The following is a 20404-nucleotide window of genomic DNA, read 5'->3' on the forward strand; positions in this document are numbered from 1 at the left end:
CATTCATCGGGTGGCCGGCTTCGGCGCGGCGAGTTCGGCGAGGGCAGCCGAAAACAACTCGTCCATCTGCGGGCTCAACTCGGCCAGCGTCATGGCGCTGGCATGGCTGGCCGAGCAGAAGGCCTCCCGACCGGCCTCCGCGGCTCCGATGGTAAGGCACAGGCACGCAACGCCGTCCGCGCGGAGTTCCTCAATGGCCTTGCCGACGTCGGCTTCGGCGTAACGCCCTTCGTAACCGAAGTCGTAGGGGAAACCATCCGACAAGACCAGCAGCAGACGATTCGGGGTACCCGCATCCGACTTGAGAATTTCTGCGGCGCCCCGGATTCCAGCGCCGAGCCGGGTGTAGCCCGACGGTTGAAGGTGGTTCAGGCGGGCTCGCCCGATGGCGCCGAAACGTTGGTCGAACGTCTTGATCGCCGGCAGCTGAACCGACTGCCGACCCTGCGACCGAAACGCGTAGACGGCCACCCGATCGCCGAGTTCTTCGAGGGTGACGGCCAGGGTGGCCGCCGCCCGTCGCTGATGGTCGTGTACCGCAAGGCCACCCGGATCAGCATCGGTCACCGACCCGGAGGCATCCAGCAGGATCAGCACGCCGAGATTACGCGCCAGCTTGCGGCGTTCGGTGTAGACGTGTTCCGGCGGCGAATGGCCCGAGCGCAGGTCGACGAACAGCTCGATGAGCGCCTCGAGGTCCAGCTCGTCCCCATCGGCGCGGCGCCGTAAAGCCTTGGGTGCCAAGCCGACGCGCGCCAGACGCCGTCGAAGCACATCGTCGTGGATCACACCGGCGTCCGAGGCGTCTGCGGCAGCAGTGAGCGGGAAATCGACCACCCGGCACCAGTCGCGCCGGTAGGTGTTATTGAAGACATCCCACTCGGGATACCAAGCGCCGCCTACGCCTACCGCCGCGGCGGGCCTCCCGTCGGTGAATCGGATCCGCTTGGGCAGCGGCCGGGCGTTCGCTCTGCTCGGCTGCGTCCGCCGCAGCGAGCGCACCGGCAGTTCCCCGCCGGAGTCGCTGTCGCCGGCCGAGCGCGAGCCGCCGAGCAGCTTTCGCAGAAAGTCGGAGAGCGCTTGCGAATTGAACACCGGATTGTCGAAGAGTTTGAGGATTCTGCTTTCGCCCGACCCTTCCCCGTCCGCATCCTCGGGGGCCTCGGTGAAGTTGAATTCCGGCCGCAGGTCCGCATCGGTGGCCTTGCCGGCGGCAGGGGGCGACGCCAACAGCCGAGAGGGTTTGATGACTCCGAACCACTCCGGCGGATCTGCGACCTTCACCCGGCTCCTGGCCGCCTTGAGCGATTCATCGGCAGATGCCGTACGCGGGCGCACCCCGGAGCGAAGCGTCGCTGCCAGCGGAAGCCGGTCGGCGAGTTCGGCCAGCACCCGGTCGCCTTCGAGTGCCAGGTAGCGCCGCGCCACCGATGGGCGTGACCGGAGTGCCTTGACCAGCCGCGTATCCAGGCTCCGGGCGCCGAGCAGAGCGCCTTGGACCAGCACCTCGCGGCGCTGCTGCGCGCACCCGGCCCCCGCCGACACGAAGACGACACGGCCGTCGGTGTAGGCGGGCTCGCCCGCCGGTGCCCGCGAGACACCGACCGTCCTGCCCGCCAGGTAGCCGGCGAGAAACCGGAGCCGGTCGGGGTTCTCGGGATCGTCGGAAGCGGTCACATCGGGAGAACAGCGTCGACGAGTTCGCCAAGTGCGCGGATGACGTCGGCGTCGTCGGAGAGGACTTGGACGATGGCGGACCGGACGGCGCTGCGCAGGTTCAGGCCTTCGGCGACCAGGCCGCCGGCCAGGATCAGCATCCGGGTGGAGGCGCCTTCCCGCAGCGGTGAGCCGTCCAGGTTCCGGATGGCGTTGCCGAGCGCGACCAGCGCATGCGCGGTCTGCGCATCGATCCCGGCTTCGTGCGCAACGATCGCGACTTCGATCTCGGCAGGAGGGAAGCCGAGCTCGATGGCGACGAACCGCTGGCGGGTCGACTCCTTGAGGTTCTTCAGCACGCTTTGGTATCCGGGGTTGTAGGAGATCACCAGCTGAAACCCCGGCGCCGCAGGCACTGTCGTGCCGAGCCGATCGACGGGAAGCTCACGGCGGTGATCGGCCAGGGGATGGATCACCACGGTGGTGTCCTGGCGGGCCTCCACCACCTCGTCAAGGTAGAAGACGGCGCCTGCACGCACGGCGCGGGTCAACGGGCCGTCCACCCAGACCGTCTCTGAGCCTTTGAGCAGGAAACGGCCCACCAGATCCGCCGACGTCATGTCCTCGTGACCGGCGACGGTGATCAGGTCGCGGCCCAGCCGATGGGCCATCGCCTCCACGAACCGGGTCTTCCCGCATCCCGTGGGACCCTTCAACAACACCGGCAAACCGCGGCCCGCCGCGGCCCGAAATACCTCCACCTCATCGCCGACTCCGCGGTAAAACGGTGTCCCGGAAGGACTTTCCATGGTTGCGTGCCGGCTGTTGGACAGCATCTTTTAGTTCCCGCGCTCGAAGGGCACGACAGGGGGCACCGAAACGCCCTCGGGCATCACCAGTTGGCCGTCGACATTGATGTATCCGGAGCGATTGGTCGGTATCGGCAAGGCGGGATGCGGGCACGGCTTGTCGGTGCCGTCACCGCAGATGCCCCCGGTGAAGTAGGAGCGCTGCTGGTGGTCTTGCGGCCAGGGATCGGCGTGCAGGGCGATCCATTGCGCGGGTCCCATGTAGAAGGCGAAGAAACACGCGCTGACCCCGGCGAAGATCGCCAGAAACCGGGTGGACTGCTGGCGGGCGAATCCACCCGGGACACTGTCGAGTCCGCGCTCGACGACGGTGCGGCCGCGATCATCGGTGAAGTAGCGCAGACAGCACAGCGCCGCCTGCACGGCTCCCCACATCAGTCCCTCGTAAACGGGCCACTGGTAATAGGTGTCGGCATTGAGCGACACGGATCGGATGGCCCCGGGATAGGTGTACAACCCAGTCGGGAGCAGGACCAAGCCCTCCATGACGAAGTCGAAGACGAACGCGATCGCATAGGTGACGGCGATCAGGCGGAGATTGCTGATGTCCGGCCAGCGCGCCTTGATCTTTCGCATCACCCAGCATCCGGCGATGGTGATCAGCAGCACGCCGTAGGCGTATCCCGGGGCGTTCGTCAACAGCGGCTCGGCGACCTGACGGCCCGGTTCCTCGGGGGAGACCCACCCCGGAATGTGCGCCGTCCACGAACCCCGGTTGAACAGCCAGGTGTTGTAGGTGCACCAGGTGTTGAAGTAATTGAGCAGCGGATCCTGAAAGAACATCAAGCCCATCGATGCAAACAACATGCCGTCCAGCGTGATTCGCCGCTCGCGTCGCCACGGCCGGATGAAGAACCACCAGATGGCGAACGGCAGGCCGACCCACAAAACGATGGCGTTGGCCATCAGGGGCACCTTCATGTACATCGGCGGATCGTTCGGCCCTACCGGGACGCGTTCGAAGAACGGTCCGGTGATCCACCGCGCCCAGACATACAGCTGCAGCGCCAGCAGCGCCCCGCCGACGGCGGCCCAGATCCGGACGCCGCCCCGGTGACTGGAGGATGTCGGCTCGGCGACAACGTTCTTTCGACTCGACACGCCGCTACTCATGATGCGGTCCCTTTCCGATAGCGCAGTGGGCCAAAATATACTCACCGGTATCTAAGCTGCCAAGGGGTATCGCAGATTCTGTGGGATAATTTCGACCATGGTGGAGCGGTGGACCCGGGAGCGGAGGCTGGCGCACACGCGTTCGCTATTGCTGGATGCCGCCGAGGAAGTATTCGCCGAAAAGGGCTTCAATACGGCGACTCTCGATGACATCGCCCAAGCCGCCGGCTACACCAAGGGCGCCATCTACAAGCACTTCGCCGGCAAAGAAGAGCTTTTTCTGGCGGTCAGCGACCGCTATTGGCGGCGCTATTTCGACAACTTCGCCGACGTGATGGCCAACGCGAGTCAGGTCGGGGCGCGCGAATTGGACGACATCGCCGAACGTTGGCGGCAGCTGAGCCTGGATCATGGCGCCGAGCACGCCGCGCTCGGGCATGAGTTCGCGCTGTATCTACTGCGCAACCCCGAGGCCCGCGAGCGGGTCGCCGGCAAGCGGGCCGAGGTCGTCGAGCAGCTGGCGACGTTCATCGTCGAGGGCGTCGAACGGCTCGGCGGGACTCTGCTGATTCCGGCGCAGACGCTGGCCCAGGTACTGGTAGCCACCAGCGATTCCGCCGTGCTGGCCAGTCAGCTCGACGACGTCGATCTCTACCGGCCGATCGTGGCGATGTACGTCTCGATGATCAAGCTGCCCTGAGCCGATGTCCGCAGCGCAGATCGCCAGCACTTGAGATCAATGACAAGTACTTGATAATATTCTCGCGATGTCCGAGTTCGCGATCCGCCGAACGGCGCCGAAGGGGATGCAATGACCACAGTGGTGCCGCCGCGGGTCGCCGTGGTCACCGGCGGAGCCTCAGGCATGGGCGAGGCCACCTGTCACGAACTTGGCCGGCGTGGCTATCAGGTCGCCGTCCTGGACATCAATGACCAAGCCGCACAGCGGGTCTCCGATGACCTGCGCGGCGAGGGCGCGACGGCGCTGGGCATCGGAGTCGACGTCACCGACCGGGCCGCCGTCGACGACGCCGTCGCGAAGGTGCGCAGCCAGCTGGGACCGGTCGCCGCTCTGGTCACCAGTGCGGGCCTATTCGGCTACTCCGCCTTCGCCGAGATCACCCCACAGGAGTGGGCGAGAATCATCGACGTCAACCTCACCGGCACCTTCCACTGCTGCCAGGCGGCGCTGCCGGACATGGTCGACGCCGGCTGGGGGCGCATCGTGATGATCTCGTCGTCGTCCGCTCAGCGCGGAACGCCGTTCGCCGCCCATTACGCGGCATCCAAGGGCGCGGTCATCACCTTGACCAAGTCGCTGGCCCGCGAGTACGCCGTGCACGGCATCACGGTCAACAACATCCCGCCCTCGGGTATCGAGACGCCCATGCAGCACCAATCGCAGGCAGCCGGATACCTGCCGCCCAATGAGCAGATCGCCGCGAACATCCCGCTGGGCCGGCTGGGTAGCGGAGGCGACATCGCCGCGGCGGTCGGATTCCTGTGCTCGGAGGAAGCCGGTTTCATCACCGGTCAAGTGCTGGGCGTCAACGGCGGGTCAGTGATGTGACACAGCGGATTTCGCCGGCACCAGGCAAACAGGGAGGTTCAGATGCAACGATCCGGTAGGCCCGCGGAGGGTTCCTGGACCGAGCACTACGATCTCGGCACCGGTCCGGTCTCGTTCGCCGATTCCACGTCGCGCGAGTTCTACGAGGTCGAGCGTGAGGCGGTGTTCAAGCGCGCCTGGCTCAACGTCGGCCGCGTCGAGGAGGCGCCCGACCACGGCAGCTACGCCACCAAGGAGATCGAAGCGGCCCAGGCATCGGTCATCCTGGTCCACGCGGACCGGGGGATTCGCGCATTCCACAATGTCTGCCCGCGGTGCGCGACGAAGCTGGTCTGGGACGACTTCCCGGATCGCGAGACCGTCGGGCAATGCCAGGAGTTCACCTGCAAGCGCTGCCGCCGCAGCCACGGATTCGACGGTGCCGACCCGGATCTCGTCAGTGTGCATTGCGACATCTGGAACGGCTTCATCTTCATCAACTTCGCCGACGAACCGCGGCAGGGTCTGCGCGACTTTCTCGGGCCGATGATCACCGGTCTCGACGACTACCCGTTTCAGAAGCTGACCGAACGCTACGACTGGGTGGCCCACAACAACAGCAACTGGAAGATCTTCGCCGACGCCTTCCAGGAGTACTACCATGTGCCGGCGCTGCATTCACAGCAGGTTCCCGCTGCGGTGCGGGTACCCGACGCCGGCTTCACCTGTGGTCATTTCCAGCTCGACGGGCCGCACCGGTTGGTGTCCACCGCCGGCCGGCGCCGCTGGCTGCTGCCGCCGGAGTACATGTACCCGATCGAGCGGGCCACTCGCAGCGGGCTGGTCGGCCCCTGGCAGACCCCCGACATCGGCGAGGTGCCGGCCGGGGTGAATCCGGGCGGCATCGAACCGTGGGGGATCAGCAACTTCCAGATCTTCCCCAACACCGAGATCCTCATCTACGGCGGCTGGTACCTGCTGTACCGGTACTGGCCCACCTCGCACAACACCCACCGGTTCGAGGCTCACACCTATTTCCATCCGGCCCGCACCGTGCGCGAACGCATCGAGCACGAGGTGGCCTCGGTGGTGCTCAAGGAGTTCGCACTGCAGGACGCCGGCATGCTCGGCGGCACCCAAGCTGCGCTGGAGTACGGCATCGTCGACGATTTTCCCCTCAACGATCAGGAGATCCTGGTCCGGCACCTGCACAAGGTGGTCAACGACTGGGTGGACGACTACCGGAGCGACCACGCCGGCGCGGGAGCGGCCCGATGACCGCCAAGAGGCTGCCCAGCGCCTTCGCCGAACTGGAGAAGTTCACCGAAACCTGGTGCTTGCCAACGGAAACCGAACGTTTCAGCCAGCGGCTGGCCAGCACCATCCCGGAGTTGCGGCTCTTTTACGAGGCGTTCTTCCCGCGGTTGGAGGAAGCGATCGACTACTGCGACAAGTTCGCGCTGGACGAGCTCCCCGAGGACGCGCTCAACCTGCTCCATCTGATCTATTCGCTGGTCATGGTGGCGATGGCGGTGGAAGTCATGGGCCAGCCCGCCCCCGTCGATGCCGCCGACGCCGTCATGATCCGCACCGGCTGGCCGGTTCCGTGACCACCGGAAATCCATCGCCCGAAAGGACGCAGCCGATGAGTCTGCTCACGATCAACAAGCTCACCTCTTCCGTCGGCGCCGAGGTCGTCGGCGTCGACCCGCAACGGCTGGTCGACGACGATCAGCTCGCTGCCGCAGTTCTTGACGCACTGGAGGACAACGGGGTCTTGGTCTTCCGCGATCTGCAGCTCAAACCCCGGGATCAGGTTGGGTTCTGCGGGCGGCTGGGCAGCGTCGACTTCTCCTCGGACGGCCATCACGAGGTCGCCGGCATCTATCCGATCACGTTGAACACGGCGAAGAACTCCGCGGCGAGCTACCTGCGCGCCACCTTCGACTGGCATATCGACGGCTGCACGCCGACGGGGGACGAGTGCCCGCAGAAAGCCACCGTGCTCTCCGCGGTGCAGGTGGCCGAGCGTGGCGGCGAGACCGAGTTCGCCAGCTCCTACGCCGCCTACGACGTACTCACCGACGACGAGAAGCAGCGCTTCGGCTCGCTGCGGGTGGTGCACTCGCTGGAAGCGTCCCAGCGCCGGGTCACACCCGCTCCGACACCGGAAGAACTGGCGAAGTGGCGGGCCCGGCCCACCCACGAGCATCCCCTGGTGTGGACGCACCGCACCGGCCGAAAGTCGTTGGTGCTGGGCGCCTCCACTGACTACGTCGTCGGCATGGATCTTGATGAGGGCCGCGCGCTGCTGGCCGAACTGCTGGACCGCGCCACGGTGCCCGCCAAGGTCTATCGGCACAAGTGGTCGGTGGGCGACACCGTCATCTGGGACAACCGCGGCGTGCTGCATCGCGCCGCCCCGTACGCCCCCGACTCGCCACGTGAGATGCTGCGTACCACGGTGCTCGGCGACGAGCCGATCCAGTGACGGCCCAACGGCACGAAGGAGGCTCGGTGGCCGAACTAACCTCGGAGACAGCGCTGTTCGTCGACACAGCACGCGCGTTCCTGGACAAACACGCGACGCTGACCGCGCAGCGCGAGTTGCACGCACAAGGCCGCTCCTACGACCCGCACTGGTGGACCCAAGCCGCCGAATTGGGCTGGGCCGGCTTGTTGGTGCCCGAGGAACTCGGCGGGGGCAGTGTCTCGGCCAGCGGTCTGCACGACCTCACGGCGATCGCCGAAGCGATCGGGCGCACTGTTGCGCCGGGGCCGCTGTACCCGGTGAGCACCGTGCTGGCGGGTCTGGTCGACGCGGACAACCGCGCCGAGCACGCCGCGACCATAGCGGCGCTGGTCTCCGGTGAGCAGGTGGCCACTTGGGCGGCAGACGAACCGGGCCGGGCCTTTCGGCCACACCAGCCCGGTGCCACCGCCACCAAAACCGGGACCGGCTACCGGCTCAACGGCGTCAAAGACCGGGTGGAGGCCGGTGCCCAGGCCGACCTGATCCTCGTCGGCGCCCGTACCGACGACGGTGCGCTGCGGCAGTTCCTGGTCGGCGCCGACGCCCCCGGGGTGACGGTGCGTCCGCAGGCCTGCATCGACCTGGTCAAGCAGTACGCGCGGATCGAGCTCAACGACGTCGAGACCCAGGCAGTCGTGGGCAGCGCAGCGCAGACAGCGCAACTCATCGACCGCCAGGCCCAGGTGGCGATCGCCCTGACCTGCGCCGAAACCGTGGGAATCCTGGATGTGGTGCTGGCCATGACACTCGAGTGGAGCCGGGATCGGTACAGCTTCGGCCGGCCGCTGGCGTCCTACCAGGCGCTCAAACACCGGCTCGCCGACATGACCATGTGGCTGCACGCCGGTCGCGCCGTCACCGCCGGCGCCGTCGACAAGGTGGCCGCGCGCGCCGCGGACGCCGCGGTGTGGGCCGCCGCCGCCAAGTCCTATCTCGGCGAGCACGCCGGGCTGCTGGTCCAGGAATGTGTCCAGCTGCACGGCGGTATCGGCGTCACCTGGGAGCACGACCTGCACGTGTATCTGCGCCGCATCACCTTGTACGCCGGGCTGTTCGGCACCGCCGCCGAACACCATCAGGCCATCAGCAGGGCCGCGAGCGCAACGGAGCCGGCCGCATGAGCCAGACCGCAGAGCTCACCGTCGAGGAGTTCGCCGCCCGAGCGCGCAGCTGGCTGGCCGCCAACATGCCGCGACTCGACCCGCAGCAGCCGCCCCGCAACGGTCGCGACGACGAGGGCGCCTGGCAGCGTGCCCGGGAATTGCAGCGGCGGCTGTACGACGGCGGCTTCGCCGGGATCTGCTTCCCGCGCGAATACGGCGGTCTCGGCCTGGACATCCGCTATCAGAAGGCCTTCAACGTCGAATCCGACGGCTACGAGATGCCGTTGATCCTCAACGTCCCGACCTTCACCATCTGCTGCGCGACGCTGCTGGACACCGGAAGTGAGGAGCAGAAGCGCCGGCACATTCACGCGGCGCTGCGGGGGGAAGAGGTGCTCGTCCAGCTGCTCTCCGAACCCAGCGGCGGATCCGATCTGGCGGGGCTGATCACCCGCGCGGATCGCGACGGGGACAGCTGGGTGATCAGCGGGGCCAAGACGTGGAGCACCAGTGCCTTCGCCGCCGACTATGGGCTGCTGCTGGCCCGCACCGACTCGACGGTGCCCAAACACGACGGCCTGACGATGTTCCTGATGCCGGTCGACGCGCCCGGGGTCACGCTGCGGCGCATCGAACAGGTCGACGGCTCCAACGAGTTCTGCGAGGAGTTCTTCGACGGCCTGCGCCTCGGCGACGACGCGGTGGTCGGGGAGGTCAACAAGGGCTGGGACGTCGCCTCCCGGCTGCTGTTCCACGAACGCCGCGCCGTCGGACAGGGCTCGGAGTTCGCCAGCGGCCGCGGCCCCGAACGCACTGAAATGGCCGCCGGCGACTTCCTGGCCCTGGCCGCCGACGCCGGAACCGCCGACGACCCGCTGACCCAGGACAAGATCGGCCGGGTGCTCGCCCGCCGGATGGTGCGCGATTGTCTCGTCGACTACGTCGGGCGCGCCACGCGCACCGGGGCGCTGCCGCCGGCCGCCGGCTCGCTCATCCGGCTGTTCCACTCCGACGTGACCTTCCTGGAGGTCGACACCGCCACCGAGGTCGCCGGGCCGCTCGGCGTCGTCGACGGCGAGGCGCGGCTGCTCAAAGTCGGCAAACGGTACCTGTCCCGCCAGACGGTGGCGCTGGGGGGCGGCAGCAACGAGATGGCGCGCAATGTCATCGCCGAGCGCGTCCTGGGCCTGCCCCGCGAATACGCCGCCGACCGGGGTGTCCCGTTCAACCAGGTCCGACACAACCGGGCCTGACCGCGACCGCCGCGAGCACGGTAGCCTTTACCGCGATGACGGATCCCGCAGCACACTCGAGCGCCCAGGGCGTCACCTACGCTTCGGCAGGTGTGGACATCGACGCCGGTGACCGGGCCGTCGAACTGATCAAACCGCTGGCCGCCCGGGCCACTCGGCCGGAGGTGCGCGGCGGGCTCGGCGGATTCGCCGGGCTGTTCGCCCTGCGCAACGACTATCGCGAGCCGTTGCTGGCGTCCTCCACCGACGGCGTGGGCACCAAGCTGGCGATCGCCCAGGCGATGGACAAGCACGACACCGTGGGCATCGACCTGGTCGCGATGGTGGTCGACGACCTGGTGGTCTGCGGCGCCGAGCCGTTGTTCCTGCAGGACTACATCGCCGTCGGCCGCACGGTGCCCGAACGGGTCAGCGCGATCGTCTCGGGTATCGCCGAAGGGTGCGTGCAGGCCGGCTGTGCCCTGCTCGGCGGGGAGACCGCCGAGCACCCCGGCCTGATGGAACCCGACCACTACGACATCTCCGCGACCGGCGTCGGCGTGGTGGAAGCCGACGACGTGCTGGGACCGGACCGGGTCCGCCCCGGTGACGTCCTGATCGCGATGGGCTCCTCGGGCCTGCACTCCAACGGCTACTCGCTGGCTCGGGCGGTGCTGCTCGACATCGACCGGATGAACCTGGCCGGACACGTCGAGGAGTTCGGCCGCACGCTGGGCGAGGAACTGCTGGAGCCGACCCGCATCTACGCCAAGGACTGTCTGGCGCTGGCCGCCGAAACCCAGGTGCGCACCTTCTGCCACGTCACCGGCGGCGGCTTGGCCGGCAACCTGGCCCGGGTCATCCCGGACGGGTTGGTCGCCGAGGTGGACCGCGGCACCTGGACGCCGGCCCCGGTGTTCGCGATGATCGCGCAGCGCGGACGGGTGAGCCGCGACGAGATGGAGAAGACGTTCAACCTCGGTGTCGGCATGGTCGCCGTCGTCGCGCCGGAGGACACCGACCGGGCCCTGGCGATCCTGACCGCCCGCCACGTCGACTGCTGGCCGCTGGGCACGGTGGCCAAGGCCGGCAAGACCGCTGGGGAAGACGCCGCGAGCGCGGGCGCCAAGCTGGTCGGGCAGCACCCGAGGTTCTAGCGCCCCGGCGGTCCGGCGAGCCTCGACGGAGGAGAGGTGAAGCTGGGGCCGCCGCACCAACCCGGCGGTTCAGGCCTCAGCGCTCAGCGGCGCCAGTCGTCGTCACTGCTCCACGAGTCGTCACCGTCTGGGTCTTTGACCTCAGCTCCAGCCAGCTCACGTTGGAGCTGGGTGAAATCGGTCGACGGTGAGCTGTACTTCAGCTCTCGAGCAACCTTGGTCTGCTTCGCCTTAGCCCGGCCGCGGCCCATGGGGGGACCCCCTCGCGCAATAACGGAGCGGCCCCACGAGCAGGCGGCTCCGATCTGAGTGTGTGTATTGTCCTGCCGACAGCTTACCCGGTGGTCCGGCCGACCGCCGACCTGGCCTGTGCCGGTGTGACGACCGTCAAACCCGGCCCCGCAGCCGGTCGACGGCGACGCGCCCCGCCCCCCGCACATCCGGCGGCGGCATCGATTCGGCGTCGATCACCGCGCTGACCTCCCCGCCGGGGCCGGTGGACAACGGGGTGTCGGCCGGCAGTCCGCGCTTGAGCAGTGCCAGGGCGATCGGTCCCAGTTCGAAGTGATCCACCACGGTGCCCAGCCGGCCCACCGGGCGGCCACCGGAGGTGATCGGGTCGCCGGTCGAAGGCCGGTCCACCGATCCGTCCAGGTGCAGCAGCACCAGCATCCGGGGCGGCTTGCCCAGGTTGTGCACCCGGGCCACGGTTTCCTGCCCGCTGTAGCACCCCTTGTCCAGGTGCACCGCGCCGACGCCCGGGCCGCCGATCCAGTTCATTTCGTGGGGGATGGTGCGCTCATCGGTGTCCAGGCCCAGGCGCGGCCGACGCGCTGCCACCCGCTCGGCCTCGTAGGCCCACACCCCGGCGGGCTTGACCCCGGCCCCGGTCAGCCGGCGCTGCCAGGCGGCCTTCTCGGCGCGCGGCACGAGCAGCTCCAGCGCGTGTTCGCCGGGTCCGCGCCGTACGAACGCGCCCGAGTCACCGATCGCCACCGCATCGGTGCCGGGCAGCGCGCCCACCCCCAGCGCGTCGCGCACCGCCGGATCGGCCAGGCGGGGACCCAGCAGGGACAGCACCGCGAGATCGGCGGGCTGAATCGTCACGTCGGCCCAGAACACCATCTTGCGAAGGTGCTCGGCCAACGGTTCGCCGCGCCACGGCTCGGTGTCGAGATAAATGGTGTCGCGCAGTTCGGTTTGGATCCAGTGATTGGTGAGGTGGCCTTTGCCGTCCAGGGTCAGGTTCTCGGTGGTGGCGCCGTCGGGAAGTTCAGCCACGTGCTGGGTGCACAGGGTGTGCAGCCACGTCCTGCGTTCCGGGCCGCCGACGGTGAGCACGGCCCGATGGGATCGGTCCACGACTACGGCTTCGGTTTGGGCACTTCGCTGTTCGCCGAATGGATCGCCATAGTGCCAGACTGCGCCGGCATCGGGGCCGGGATCGGGGGCGGGTACCGCGGACACAGGTCAACTCTACGGAGCCGCTACGCTCAGGGTCCATGCCCGCCGATGACGCCGTGACGATCGTCACCGTGGGCGGCGGGCCGGTCGCGCCGGATGTCCCGTTGCTGCATGCCGACGACTTGGCGGTGTTGCGTGGCGACGGCGTCTTCGAAACCCTGCTGGTGCGTGACGGCACCGCCTGTCTGCTCGACGCGCATCTGCAGCGACTGGCCCGTTCCGCCGAGCTGATGGATCTGCCCGCCCCGGATCTGGGTGCGTGGCGCCATGCCGTCGAGGAGGCGGTGCGTCAGTGGCCGCAGGCCGGCGAGGGCGCGCTGCGGATGATCTACAGCCGGGGCCGGGAAAGCGGTTCGGCACCAACGGCGTACGTGATGATCACCCCGCTGCCGGTTCGCATCGCCGAGGCCCGCCGAAAGGGCGTGGCGGTGCTGAGCCTGGACCGGGGCGTGCCGGCGCAGGGGCCGGCGATGCCGTGGCTGCTGGCCGGGGCCAAGACCCTGTCGTATGCGGTCAACATGGCGGCGCTGCGCCACGCCGCCAAACAGGGCGCGGACGACGTGATCTTCATCAGCTCCGATGGCTACGTCCTGGAGGGCCCGCGCTCCACCGTCGTCCTGGTGGAACCGGGGCGCATCATCACGCCGCCGTCGTCGCAGCCGATTCTGCGCGGTACCACCGCCGAGGCGCTGTTCGAGGTGGCTCGCGGTGCGGGTTATCAGTGCGAGTACACGTCGCTGCGGGACACGGATCTGTTTGCGGCGCAGGATGTCTGGCTGGTCTCCAGCATCACCCTGGCCGCTCGGGTGCACACCTTGGACGGCCGGGCGCTGAACCCGCGGGTGTCCGCTACCGAGTTTGCCGCCCTGGTGGATCGCGCTATCGCCCGTTGACCAGGCGACTCACTCGTACTTTTGGCCGGTAGAGTCAACGCAAGGAATCAGCCGACGAAGCGGACCAACCGGGCCGACAGGTGCGGCACCAGCTCGCCGTCGGCGTCGACCCGCTCCTCCACGTAGGCCAGATCGCCGTCCTCGACGATGCCGTAGAGCCGCTTGGCGCCACCGATCAGGGCACCGGACTTGCTGCGGGCCAACGCGTCGGTGGCCAGCTCCCAGGACGCCGGACCGTGCGGGCGCCCGTAGAACAACTCCACATAACCGACCGAGTGCGCCAGCAGCAGCTCGATGGCTTGGGTCTCGTCCGGATCGGCGGGGTCGTCGATGAACCGCCAGAAGCCGGTCTCCCGCAAGGCGGGACCGCCCACGGCCTCATCGAGCGGCCAGGAGCGGGCTTCCCAGTTCAGGTAGTCGCCACCATCGTGGGAGACCACGATCTGCTGGCCGAACCGGTAGTCGCCGTGCGCGCCGTGGCCCACGCCCTCGCCGCGCCACACCCCGACCAGCGGCAGCAGCGCCAACAGGGCGTCGTGCAGGTTCGCGCCTTCGCGCAAGTTGGCGGTATCGGCGACCGGGAGGTCGTCAAAGACGGGGATATTGCGGGCCGCGGTCTGCTGTGCCCGCTCCGCAGCGGCGGCTACCGCACGGTCGCCCGAACCCGGGATGACCGGACGGTCGTCGCCGCCGGGGGCACTCACATCTCGTCGGTGATCAGCCGATACAGCGTGTACAGCGCAAACCAGGTGATCAGCCCAGTAGCCGCCACCAGCAATAACTCGAAGAACAGGACCACGAGGGGAAGTCTATCCCGAGCGGTCAGGCGACTTTGATGTCGACCTCGTGGATGCCCGCCCCCGACGGCGTCACCACGGCGTCACCGTTGCCGGCCGCGGACAGTGCCCGCACCGTCCATGCACCCGGCGCGGCGAAGAACCGGAAGTCGCCGGTGGCCGAGGCGACGACCTCCGCGGTGAACTCCTCAGAGGAGTCCAGCAGCCGCACGAACGCGCCGCCGACGGTCGCCCCGGAGCTGTCCACCACCCGGCCGGTGATCACCGTCTCCTTCTCCAAGTCGACGTTGGCCGGCAAGGCGAGTCCTTGTTTCGGTCCAGAGCACATATCAGCTTCCCAATTCGATCGGGGCGCCCACCAGGGAGCCGTATTCCATCCAACTGCCGTCGTAGTTCTTGACGTTGCGGTGGCCGAGCAACTCGCGCAGCACGAACCAGGTGTGCGACGAACGCTCACCGATCCGGCAGTACGCGATGGTTTCCTTCTCGCCGTCCAGGCCGGCGCCGGCGTACAGGGTGGCCAGCTCCTCGTCGGACTTGAAGGTGCCGTCCTCGTTGGCGGCACGGCTCCACGGCACATTGATCGCACTCGGGATGTGCCCGCGCTGCTGGCTCTGCTCCTGGGGCAGGTGCGCCGGCGCCAGGATCTTGCCGGAGAACTCCTCGGGGGAGCGCACATCCACCAGGTTCTTGGTGTTGATCGCGGCGACCACCTCGTCACGGCGGGCCCGCAGTGACTCGTCCAGCGGCTTGGCCGTGTACGACGTCGCGGGCCGGGTGACCTTCTCGCCGGACAGCGGGCGCCCGTCGAGCTCCCACTTCTTGCGGCCACCGTCGAGCAGCTTGACGTTCTGGTGCCCGTAGAGCTTGAAGTACCAGTAGGCGAACGCGGCGAACCAATTGTTGTTGCCGCCGTAGAGGATTACGGTGTCGTCTTCTGAGATGCCGCGTTCGGAGAGCAGCTTGGAGAATGCGGGGGCGTCGATGACATCACGCCGGACCGGGTCCTGCAGATCCTTGCGCCAGTCCAGCCGGATCGCGCCCGGAATGTGGTTGGTGTCGTAGACGCTGGTGTCCTCGTCGACCTCGACGAAGACCGTGGCGGGTGCGTCGAGATTCCTCTCAGCCCAGTCGGTGGAGACCAGGACGTCGGAGCGAGCCATGGCGGGCAATCCTTCCGGTTACTTCGAAGCGAACGAGGCTGGTGTCGGGCGCAGGCGCACGACGAGCGGGTAGAGCTGACAGCCCAGGCAGATGCCGAAGGCCGCGTTGAGGAGGGCCGCTGCCAGCGCGAAGGCCGTCGCGGTCAGCCCGACCCCCGGGGCGAAGGCGAATCCCGCGACTCCGATCACGGCGAACACCAGGCCGACGAGCTGCGCGAAGCGCAGCGGCGCCACCGGCTCACGATCGGTCACCGGACCCAGCCGCGGCGCCACCAGTCGCCGGTAGAGCACGCCGTAGGGGTGGCGGCGCGGACCCCACGCCGCACCGACCGCGAACACGACGGCCTGACCGGCCAGCACGACGGTGGCCACGGCCGGGCTCGACTCGAAAAGGAGCAGGACGGCCACCAGCACCGCGGTGGTGACCCAAGCGGTGAATCTGGGCCCGCGGACGTCTACCTGACTGGTATCAGGTTCGATGCTCGGCATGGTTGCTGCTCCCTGGCTGTCGTGGCGAATGGCTGGTGGAGACATGCCACGGATTACCGGGCTGCGCTCCAGAGCGACGCGAGAACGCGGCGACTCAGCGACAGCGACAACAGCAGCAGCCCGCGGTGCGGCACAGGTCGACTGTGCGGCGCTTGGTGAGCACAAGCTCAAGGCGGGCGAACACGGCGTACAGCCTACCCAATGGCGGGGCGTTCAAGCCAATAGCGGCTGCAGCGCGGATCGCAGGGTAGCGGCCGTCGGGACGCCGGCAGCCCGGTAGCGCTGCCGGCCGTCGGCGTCGAAGATCAGCGTGGTGGGCAGCGACAGCACCGAAAACCTGCGCGCCGCAGCGGGATCTGCGTCGATGTCGATCTCGCGGTGTGCGACGCCCAGTTCGTCGCAGACGTTGTCGACCACCCGGCGCACCCCGGCGCACGGCCCACACCATGGCGCGGAGAAGTGCACCACCGTCGGGCCGCTGGACGTCAGCCCGAGAAACGCGGCAGCGGTGTCGTCGCCGGCGTCGGCCCCGGAGTCGCTGACCGCTACCGTCCGAAGCACCCCGGCCCGGCGGTTCAACCACCAGCCGATCACGCCCGCGAGCGCACAGCCGGCGACGATCGCGATCATGCTCACCGCTGGCGGAATTCCGGCAGGGTTACGTTCATGTCCCCGGCGATGCCCTCGATGATCACGTCGGAGCCGCGGGCACCCTGGCTGGTGGGAACCAGCCCGAACGGCAGCCGTTGTTGCGGCAGGCTGCCGCGGAAGGCCGCCAGCACCGCGGCCCGCTGCTCTTCGGGAACGTGCTGGTTGGCGGTGTCCGGCCCGGTGAGCACCCCGGTCGGGGTGATCACCAGGGTGCTGTGGTCGGCGCCGGCGATCGACAGGTCCACCGCGACACTGACCCGCTTGCCGTAGCCGGCCGGCGTGCCGGTGAACACCAGCCCGCGACTGCTGGAGATCCCCGACTCGGTGGTGCCGCCGGTGGCGTCGTTGGTCTCGCTCGGGGGCGCTTCCACCATCAGGTCGCGAATGCCCAGGTAGCGGCCCAAATACACCGACCCGATGATGATCCGGCTCTCCAGCTTCGCGACCGGGATCTTGGCGCCGGGACGGAACCGCCAGGACGCCTCGCTCAGGTCGACCGAATGCATGGTGGCCTCCAGCATCGCCTTGCCGATCATCGGCAGCTCGACGGCGGGGGCCTTGATCTCCACCTCGTCGTAGTGATCCCGCCGCGCCTGCGGGATGAATGGGAAGCCGAGGATCGCCACGAAGGGATCCGATCCGAGGGCTGTGGCCCGGCGAACCGCCCGGGACAGTTGGTATTCGGCGTAGACGCTGGTCCCGAAATCGACTCCGGCGGCGGCGACGACCAGAGCCGCGATCACGGCCGATATCCCGATAAGCACCCTGCGCACCCGGCCATTCTGGCAGGTCGCACGCTATCGTTAGATCACCTGGGACGCTGGAGGCCTCGTTGGAGCTACTGCTGTTGACCGCTGACCTGCACCCCGAAGCGGTGCTGCCGTCGCTGTCGCTGCTGGCACACACAGTGCGGACGGCGTCGCCGGAGGTTTCCGCGCTGCTCGAGGCCGGCTCGGCGGAGGTGGTGCTCGTCGACGCGCGCACCGATCTGGCCGGAGCCCGCGGGTTGTGCAGACTGCTGAGCACTACCGCCGGTTCGGTGCCGGTGGTGGCGGTGGTGACCGAGGGCGGGCTGGTCGCCGTCAACGCCGAGTGGGGTGTCGACGAGATCCTGCTGCCGGGAACCGGACCGGCCGAGACCGACGCCCGGCTGCGGCTGTTGACCGGCCGCCGGGTCGCGCCGGCCGCCGACCAGGCCTCCGGTCAGACCAAGCTCGGCGAGCTCGTTATCGACGAAGGCACCTACACCGCGCGGCTGCGGGGCCGGCCGCTGGATCTGACCTACAAGGAATTCGAGCTCCTGAAATACCTCACCCAGCACGTCGGCCGGGTCTTCACCCGCGCGCAGCTGCTGCAGGAGGTGTGGGGCTATGACTTCTTCGGCGGCACCCGCACCGTCGACGTGCACGTCCGGCGGCTTCGGGCGAAGCTCGGCCCCGAGTACGAGTCGTTGATCGGCACGGTCCGCAACGTCGGCTACAAGGCGGTCCGGCCGGTGCGTGGCAAACCCGCGGACGCGTCCGACGACGAATCCGACGACGCCGAGGAGGCGGTCGAGGACAGGGGCGCCGACGCCGCAGATGACGGGGCACCCGAGTCGCTGGCCAGTCAGTGACCGCCCCGCAGTGGCGGGCCGCACTCACCGACGACGAGCAGCGGCAGGTTCGGGAGTTGGTCGCCGCCGCCGGGGACCACGACGGTGTCGCCCCGGTCGGTGAGCAGGTACTGCGCGAGCTCGCCGGTGACCGCGCCGGGCATCTGCTCGTCGAGGACGGCGGTGCGGTGCTGGGCTATCTGAACCTGAGCCCCGATGACACCATGGCGGAACTGGTGGTGGCGCCGCAGGCCCGTCGAGGTGGCATCGGGTCCGCGATGGCCCGCGCCGCGTTGGCGAAAACGCAAGGCCGTAACCGGTTCTGGGCGCACGGCACACTGCCCGCGGCCCAGGCCACCGCCGCGGCGCTGGGCCTGACCGCGGTGCGCGAACTGCTGCAGATGCGGCGGTCGCTGCGCGGGTTGCCGGACCCCACGATGCCGTCCGGCGTGGTGATCCGCAGCTACGCGGGGGAGTCCGACGACGCCGAGTTGCTCCGGGTGAACAACGCCGCCTTCGCCTGGCACCCGGAGCAGGGCGGCTGGACCGCGGCGGATCTGGCCGAACGGCGTGCCGAGCCGTGGTTCGATCCGCACGGGCTCTTTCTGGCGTTCGACCAAGCCGCTGACCGGACGCTGCTGGGCTTCCACTGGACCAAGATCCACGCCGGCGCCGAACCCATCGGTGAGGTCTACATCGTCGGGGTCGATCCGGCCGCGCAGGGGCGCGGTCTGGGACGCGTACTCACCGAGGTGGGCCTGGACCATCTGGCTGACCGGCTCGCCGAGGCCGCCTCGCCGACCGTGCTGCTCTACGTCGAGGCGGACAACGCCGCGGCGCTACGCACCTACCGACAGCTGGGGTTTGCCGTGCACAACGTGGACACCGCCTACGGGGCCTGAGCACGGCCGTCGTCGATTTGTTCACCATCCGTTCACCTGCCAGGTGGACGCCATCCATGAGTGCCGTTTAGGTTCCGGGTGGGTTGAACCCGGGCGAGGAAGCGAGAAGCGATGAAATCCAGGACGGCGGCCCTAGCGCTGTTGACGGCCGCGGTCACGGGGCTGGGCCTGACCGGATGCGGCAGTGACGACAACGCCGACCCGGGAACCGCCGCCGGCGCATCGAGTTCCGCCGATTGCGGCGGGAAGAACGCGCTGACCGCCGAAGGGTCGACCGCCCAGCAGAACGCGATCGCCGTGTTCAACCAGGTGTGGGGCAAGGAGTGCGCGGGCAAGAACCTGTCGTATAACCCGACCGGGTCCGGTGCCGGCCGTGAACAGTTCATCGCCGGCCATGTCGACTTCGCCGGATCCGACTCGCCGCTCACCGAGGCTCAGGTCTCCGCGGCGGCCGACCGGTGCGGTGGCGGCAATCCGGCGTGGCATCTGCCCTTGGTGTTCGGCCCGGTCAGCATGGCCTACCACCTCGACGGGGTCGAGCACCTGGTGCTCGACGGCGACGTACTGGCGCGGATCTTCAGCGGCGCGGTCACCAGTTGGAACGACCCGGCACTGGTGGCCTTGAACCCGGGTGTGGAGCTGCCGGCCGCTCCGATCACCCCGATCTACCGGTCGGATTCCTCGGGCACCACCGACAACTTCCAGAAGTACCTCAGCGCGGCTGCCCCGCAGAGCTGGACCAAGGGCGACGGCAGCGAGTTCCAGGGCGGCGTGGGCGAGGGCGCGCAGAAGTCCGCCGGTGTGGTGCAGGCGGTGCAGAGCACGCCGGGCGCCATCGGGTACGTCGAGAAGGGCTTCGCCGACCAGGCCAACCTGCAGTCCGCGATGATCGACTCCGGAGCCGGGGTGGTCGCCGCAACCGACGAGGCCGCCGGTGTTGCGATCCAGGCGGCCGGGTTCGTCGCCGAGGACAGCCACGACTTGCAACTGGACCTGCGCTCGCTCTACGGGACCAGGCAACCCGCCGCGTACCCGCTGGTGCTGGTGACCTACGAGATCGTCTGCTCCAAGGGCTATGACCCGGCCACCTCGGCGGCGGTGAAGTCCTTCTTGACGACGGCGTCGACCTCCGGCCAGGACGGACTGGCGGAGGCGGGCTACGTACGGTTGCCTGAACCGCTCAAGCGGCGACTGAGCGCTGCGATCGACGCGATTCAGTAGCCGGGTTCTGCGCAACCG

The 20404-nt window shown here is 68.5% G+C and carries 24 protein-coding genes; 12 read left to right on the forward strand and 12 right to left on the reverse strand.

What is annotated here, in order from left to right; genetic code table 11:
• Positions 1-3 precede the first annotated feature (3 nt).
• The 3 genes from A5648_RS05115 to A5648_RS05125 are packed head-to-tail and all read right to left on the reverse strand — an operon-like array spanning position 4 to position 3638.
• A complete protein-coding gene (locus A5648_RS05115; RefSeq protein WP_065023498.1) occupies positions 4-1677 on the reverse strand; it encodes a nitric oxide reductase activation protein NorD in 1674 nt (557 codons plus the stop codon).
• Entirely contained in the window at positions 1674-2492 is an 819-nt protein-coding gene (locus A5648_RS05120; RefSeq protein WP_065023499.1) for a CbbQ/NirQ/NorQ/GpvN family protein, read from the reverse strand. The genes A5648_RS05115 and A5648_RS05120 overlap by 4 nt, the downstream gene beginning before the upstream one ends.
• Before the next feature lie 3 nt (positions 2493-2495).
• Positions 2496-3638 carry a spirocyclase AveC family protein gene (locus A5648_RS05125; RefSeq protein WP_065023500.1) on the reverse strand — a complete coding sequence of 381 codons (1143 nt, stop codon included), beginning with the start codon at positions 3636-3638 and terminating at the stop codon, positions 2496-2498.
• 97 nt (positions 3639-3735) lie between these two features.
• On the opposite strand from A5648_RS05125, the gene A5648_RS05130 reads away from it, so the two are divergent.
• The 8 genes from A5648_RS05130 to purM all read left to right on the forward strand — a co-directional run bounded on the left by A5648_RS05130 (position 3736) and on the right by purM (position 11212).
• Positions 3736-4338 carry a TetR/AcrR family transcriptional regulator gene (locus A5648_RS05130; protein ID WP_065023501.1) on the forward strand — a complete coding sequence of 201 codons (603 nt, stop codon included), beginning with the start codon at positions 3736-3738 and terminating at the stop codon, positions 4336-4338.
• A 111-nt stretch (positions 4339-4449) separates the two neighbouring features.
• Positions 4450-5208 carry an SDR family NAD(P)-dependent oxidoreductase gene (locus A5648_RS05135; protein ID WP_065023502.1) on the forward strand — a complete coding sequence of 253 codons (759 nt, stop codon included), beginning with the start codon at positions 4450-4452 and terminating at the stop codon, positions 5206-5208.
• Between the two features lie 42 nt (positions 5209-5250).
• Positions 5251-6465 carry an SRPBCC family protein gene (locus tag A5648_RS05140; RefSeq protein ID WP_065023503.1) on the forward strand — a complete coding sequence of 405 codons (1215 nt, stop codon included), beginning with the start codon at positions 5251-5253 and terminating at the stop codon, positions 6463-6465.
• On the forward strand, positions 6462-6797 hold the full coding sequence (locus tag A5648_RS05145) for a hypothetical protein (RefSeq protein ID WP_065023504.1): 336 nt from the start codon (positions 6462-6464) through the stop codon (positions 6795-6797). The genes A5648_RS05140 and A5648_RS05145 overlap by 4 nt, the downstream gene beginning before the upstream one ends.
• A 35-nt stretch (positions 6798-6832) precedes the next feature.
• Complete coding sequence (locus A5648_RS05150; RefSeq protein WP_065023505.1) at positions 6833-7678, forward strand: TauD/TfdA dioxygenase family protein; 846 nt, start codon at positions 6833-6835, stop codon at positions 7676-7678.
• A gap of 26 nt (positions 7679-7704) precedes the next feature.
• Positions 7705-8841, forward strand: coding sequence for an acyl-CoA dehydrogenase family protein (locus A5648_RS05155; protein ID WP_065023561.1), 1137 nt, complete (start codon positions 7705-7707; stop codon positions 8839-8841).
• Positions 8838-10076: an acyl-CoA dehydrogenase family protein gene (locus A5648_RS05160; RefSeq protein WP_065023506.1), complete on the forward strand. Its 1239-nt coding sequence runs from the start codon at positions 8838-8840 to the stop codon at positions 10074-10076. Before A5648_RS05155 ends, A5648_RS05160 begins: the two co-directional genes overlap by 4 nt.
• Positions 10077-10111: 35 nt before the next feature.
• Positions 10112-11212: a phosphoribosylformylglycinamidine cyclo-ligase gene (purM, locus tag A5648_RS05165; RefSeq protein ID WP_065023507.1), complete on the forward strand. Its 1101-nt coding sequence runs from the start codon at positions 10112-10114 to the stop codon at positions 11210-11212.
• 83 nt (positions 11213-11295) lie between these two features.
• On the opposite strand, the gene A5648_RS22440 is transcribed toward purM, so the two are convergent.
• Both A5648_RS22440 and A5648_RS05170 read right to left on the reverse strand, forming a co-directional pair.
• Complete coding sequence (locus A5648_RS22440; protein WP_082966327.1) at positions 11296-11463, reverse strand: DUF3073 domain-containing protein; 168 nt, start codon at positions 11461-11463, stop codon at positions 11296-11298.
• Positions 11464-11599: 136 nt separating this feature from the next.
• Positions 11600-12679, reverse strand: coding sequence for a YgfZ/GcvT domain-containing protein (locus tag A5648_RS05170; protein ID WP_065023508.1), 1080 nt, complete (start codon positions 12677-12679; stop codon positions 11600-11602).
• A 35-nt stretch (positions 12680-12714) separates the two neighbouring features.
• Between A5648_RS05170 and A5648_RS05175 the strand changes: the two genes are divergently transcribed.
• A complete protein-coding gene (locus A5648_RS05175; RefSeq protein ID WP_065023509.1) occupies positions 12715-13569 on the forward strand; it encodes an aminodeoxychorismate lyase in 855 nt (284 codons plus the stop codon).
• Between the two features lie 47 nt (positions 13570-13616).
• On the opposite strand, the gene A5648_RS05180 is transcribed toward A5648_RS05175, so the two are convergent.
• The 7 genes from A5648_RS05180 to lmeA all read right to left on the reverse strand — a co-directional run bounded on the left by A5648_RS05180 (position 13617) and on the right by lmeA (position 17442).
• Positions 13617-14273 (reverse strand): FABP family protein, encoded by a 657-nt coding sequence (locus tag A5648_RS05180; protein ID WP_065023510.1) that lies wholly within the window; start codon positions 14271-14273, stop codon positions 13617-13619.
• 118 nt (positions 14274-14391) lie between these two features.
• Complete coding sequence (locus A5648_RS05185; RefSeq protein WP_065023511.1) at positions 14392-14694, reverse strand: DUF1416 domain-containing protein; 303 nt, start codon at positions 14692-14694, stop codon at positions 14392-14394.
• Between the two features lies 1 nt (position 14695).
• Positions 14696-15529 (reverse strand): sulfurtransferase, encoded by an 834-nt coding sequence (locus A5648_RS05190; protein ID WP_065023512.1) that lies wholly within the window; start codon positions 15527-15529, stop codon positions 14696-14698.
• A gap of 18 nt (positions 15530-15547) precedes the next feature.
• Positions 15548-16018: a DUF4395 domain-containing protein gene (locus A5648_RS05195; protein WP_065023513.1), complete on the reverse strand. Its 471-nt coding sequence runs from the start codon at positions 16016-16018 to the stop codon at positions 15548-15550.
• 94 nt (positions 16019-16112) lie between these two features.
• Positions 16113-16202 (reverse strand): putative leader peptide, encoded by a 90-nt coding sequence (locus A5648_RS25065; protein WP_369127102.1) that lies wholly within the window; start codon positions 16200-16202, stop codon positions 16113-16115.
• Between the two features lie 29 nt (positions 16203-16231).
• Positions 16232-16648 carry a thioredoxin family protein gene (locus A5648_RS05200; protein WP_065023514.1) on the reverse strand — a complete coding sequence of 139 codons (417 nt, stop codon included), beginning with the start codon at positions 16646-16648 and terminating at the stop codon, positions 16232-16234.
• A 2-nt stretch (positions 16649-16650) separates the two neighbouring features.
• A complete protein-coding gene (lmeA, locus tag A5648_RS05205) occupies positions 16651-17442 on the reverse strand; it encodes a mannan chain length control protein LmeA (protein ID WP_065023515.1) in 792 nt (263 codons plus the stop codon).
• Positions 17443-17501: 59 nt separating this feature from the next.
• Here lmeA and A5648_RS05210 point away from each other — a divergent pair, with 59 nt between their 5' ends.
• The 3 genes from A5648_RS05210 to pstS all read left to right on the forward strand — a co-directional run bounded on the left by A5648_RS05210 (position 17502) and on the right by pstS (position 20386).
• Positions 17502-18284: a winged helix-turn-helix transcriptional regulator gene (locus tag A5648_RS05210; RefSeq protein WP_065023516.1), complete on the forward strand. Its 783-nt coding sequence runs from the start codon at positions 17502-17504 to the stop codon at positions 18282-18284.
• Positions 18281-19165: a mycothiol synthase gene (gene mshD / locus A5648_RS05215; protein ID WP_065023517.1), complete on the forward strand. Its 885-nt coding sequence runs from the start codon at positions 18281-18283 to the stop codon at positions 19163-19165. The genes A5648_RS05210 and mshD overlap by 4 nt, the downstream gene beginning before the upstream one ends.
• A gap of 111 nt (positions 19166-19276) precedes the next feature.
• Positions 19277-20386 (forward strand): phosphate ABC transporter substrate-binding protein PstS, encoded by a 1110-nt coding sequence (gene pstS / locus A5648_RS05220; protein WP_065023518.1) that lies wholly within the window; start codon positions 19277-19279, stop codon positions 20384-20386.
• Positions 20387-20404 lie beyond the last annotated feature (18 nt).

This window comes from Mycolicibacter sinensis, assembly GCF_001673565.1.
Classification (GTDB): domain Bacteria; phylum Actinomycetota; class Actinomycetes; order Mycobacteriales; family Mycobacteriaceae; genus Mycobacterium; species Mycobacterium sinense_C.

Excerpts from the sequence above, each read along its gene's own strand:
- A5648_RS05120 (WP_065023499.1), bottom strand. The coding sequence starts at position 2,492 with ATGCTGTCCAACAGCCGGCACGCAACCATGGAAAGTCCTTCCGGGACA.
- A5648_RS05125 (WP_065023500.1), bottom strand. The coding sequence starts at position 3,638 with ATGAGTAGCGGCGTGTCGAGTCGAAAGAACGTTGTCGCCGAGCCGACA.
- A5648_RS05130 (WP_065023501.1), top strand. The coding sequence starts at position 3,736 with ATGGTGGAGCGGTGGACCCGGGAGCGGAGGCTGGCGCACACGCGTTCG.
- A5648_RS05135 (WP_065023502.1), top strand. The coding sequence starts at position 4,450 with ATGACCACAGTGGTGCCGCCGCGGGTCGCCGTGGTCACCGGCGGAGCC.
- A5648_RS05140 (WP_065023503.1), top strand. The coding sequence starts at position 5,251 with ATGCAACGATCCGGTAGGCCCGCGGAGGGTTCCTGGACCGAGCACTAC.
- A5648_RS05145 (WP_065023504.1), top strand. The coding sequence starts at position 6,462 with ATGACCGCCAAGAGGCTGCCCAGCGCCTTCGCCGAACTGGAGAAGTTC.
- A5648_RS05150 (WP_065023505.1), top strand. The coding sequence starts at position 6,833 with ATGAGTCTGCTCACGATCAACAAGCTCACCTCTTCCGTCGGCGCCGAG.
- A5648_RS05160 (WP_065023506.1), top strand. The coding sequence starts at position 8,838 with ATGAGCCAGACCGCAGAGCTCACCGTCGAGGAGTTCGCCGCCCGAGCG.
- purM (WP_065023507.1), top strand. The coding sequence starts at position 10,112 with ATGACGGATCCCGCAGCACACTCGAGCGCCCAGGGCGTCACCTACGCT.
- A5648_RS22440 (WP_082966327.1), bottom strand. The coding sequence starts at position 11,463 with ATGGGCCGCGGCCGGGCTAAGGCGAAGCAGACCAAGGTTGCTCGAGAG.
- A5648_RS05175 (WP_065023509.1), top strand. The coding sequence starts at position 12,715 with ATGCCCGCCGATGACGCCGTGACGATCGTCACCGTGGGCGGCGGGCCG.
- A5648_RS05185 (WP_065023511.1), bottom strand. The coding sequence starts at position 14,694 with ATGTGCTCTGGACCGAAACAAGGACTCGCCTTGCCGGCCAACGTCGAC.
- A5648_RS05190 (WP_065023512.1), bottom strand. The coding sequence starts at position 15,529 with ATGGCTCGCTCCGACGTCCTGGTCTCCACCGACTGGGCTGAGAGGAAT.
- A5648_RS05195 (WP_065023513.1), bottom strand. The coding sequence starts at position 16,018 with ATGCCGAGCATCGAACCTGATACCAGTCAGGTAGACGTCCGCGGGCCC.
- A5648_RS05200 (WP_065023514.1), bottom strand. The coding sequence starts at position 16,648 with ATGATCGCGATCGTCGCCGGCTGTGCGCTCGCGGGCGTGATCGGCTGG.
- pstS (WP_065023518.1), top strand. The coding sequence starts at position 19,277 with ATGAAATCCAGGACGGCGGCCCTAGCGCTGTTGACGGCCGCGGTCACG.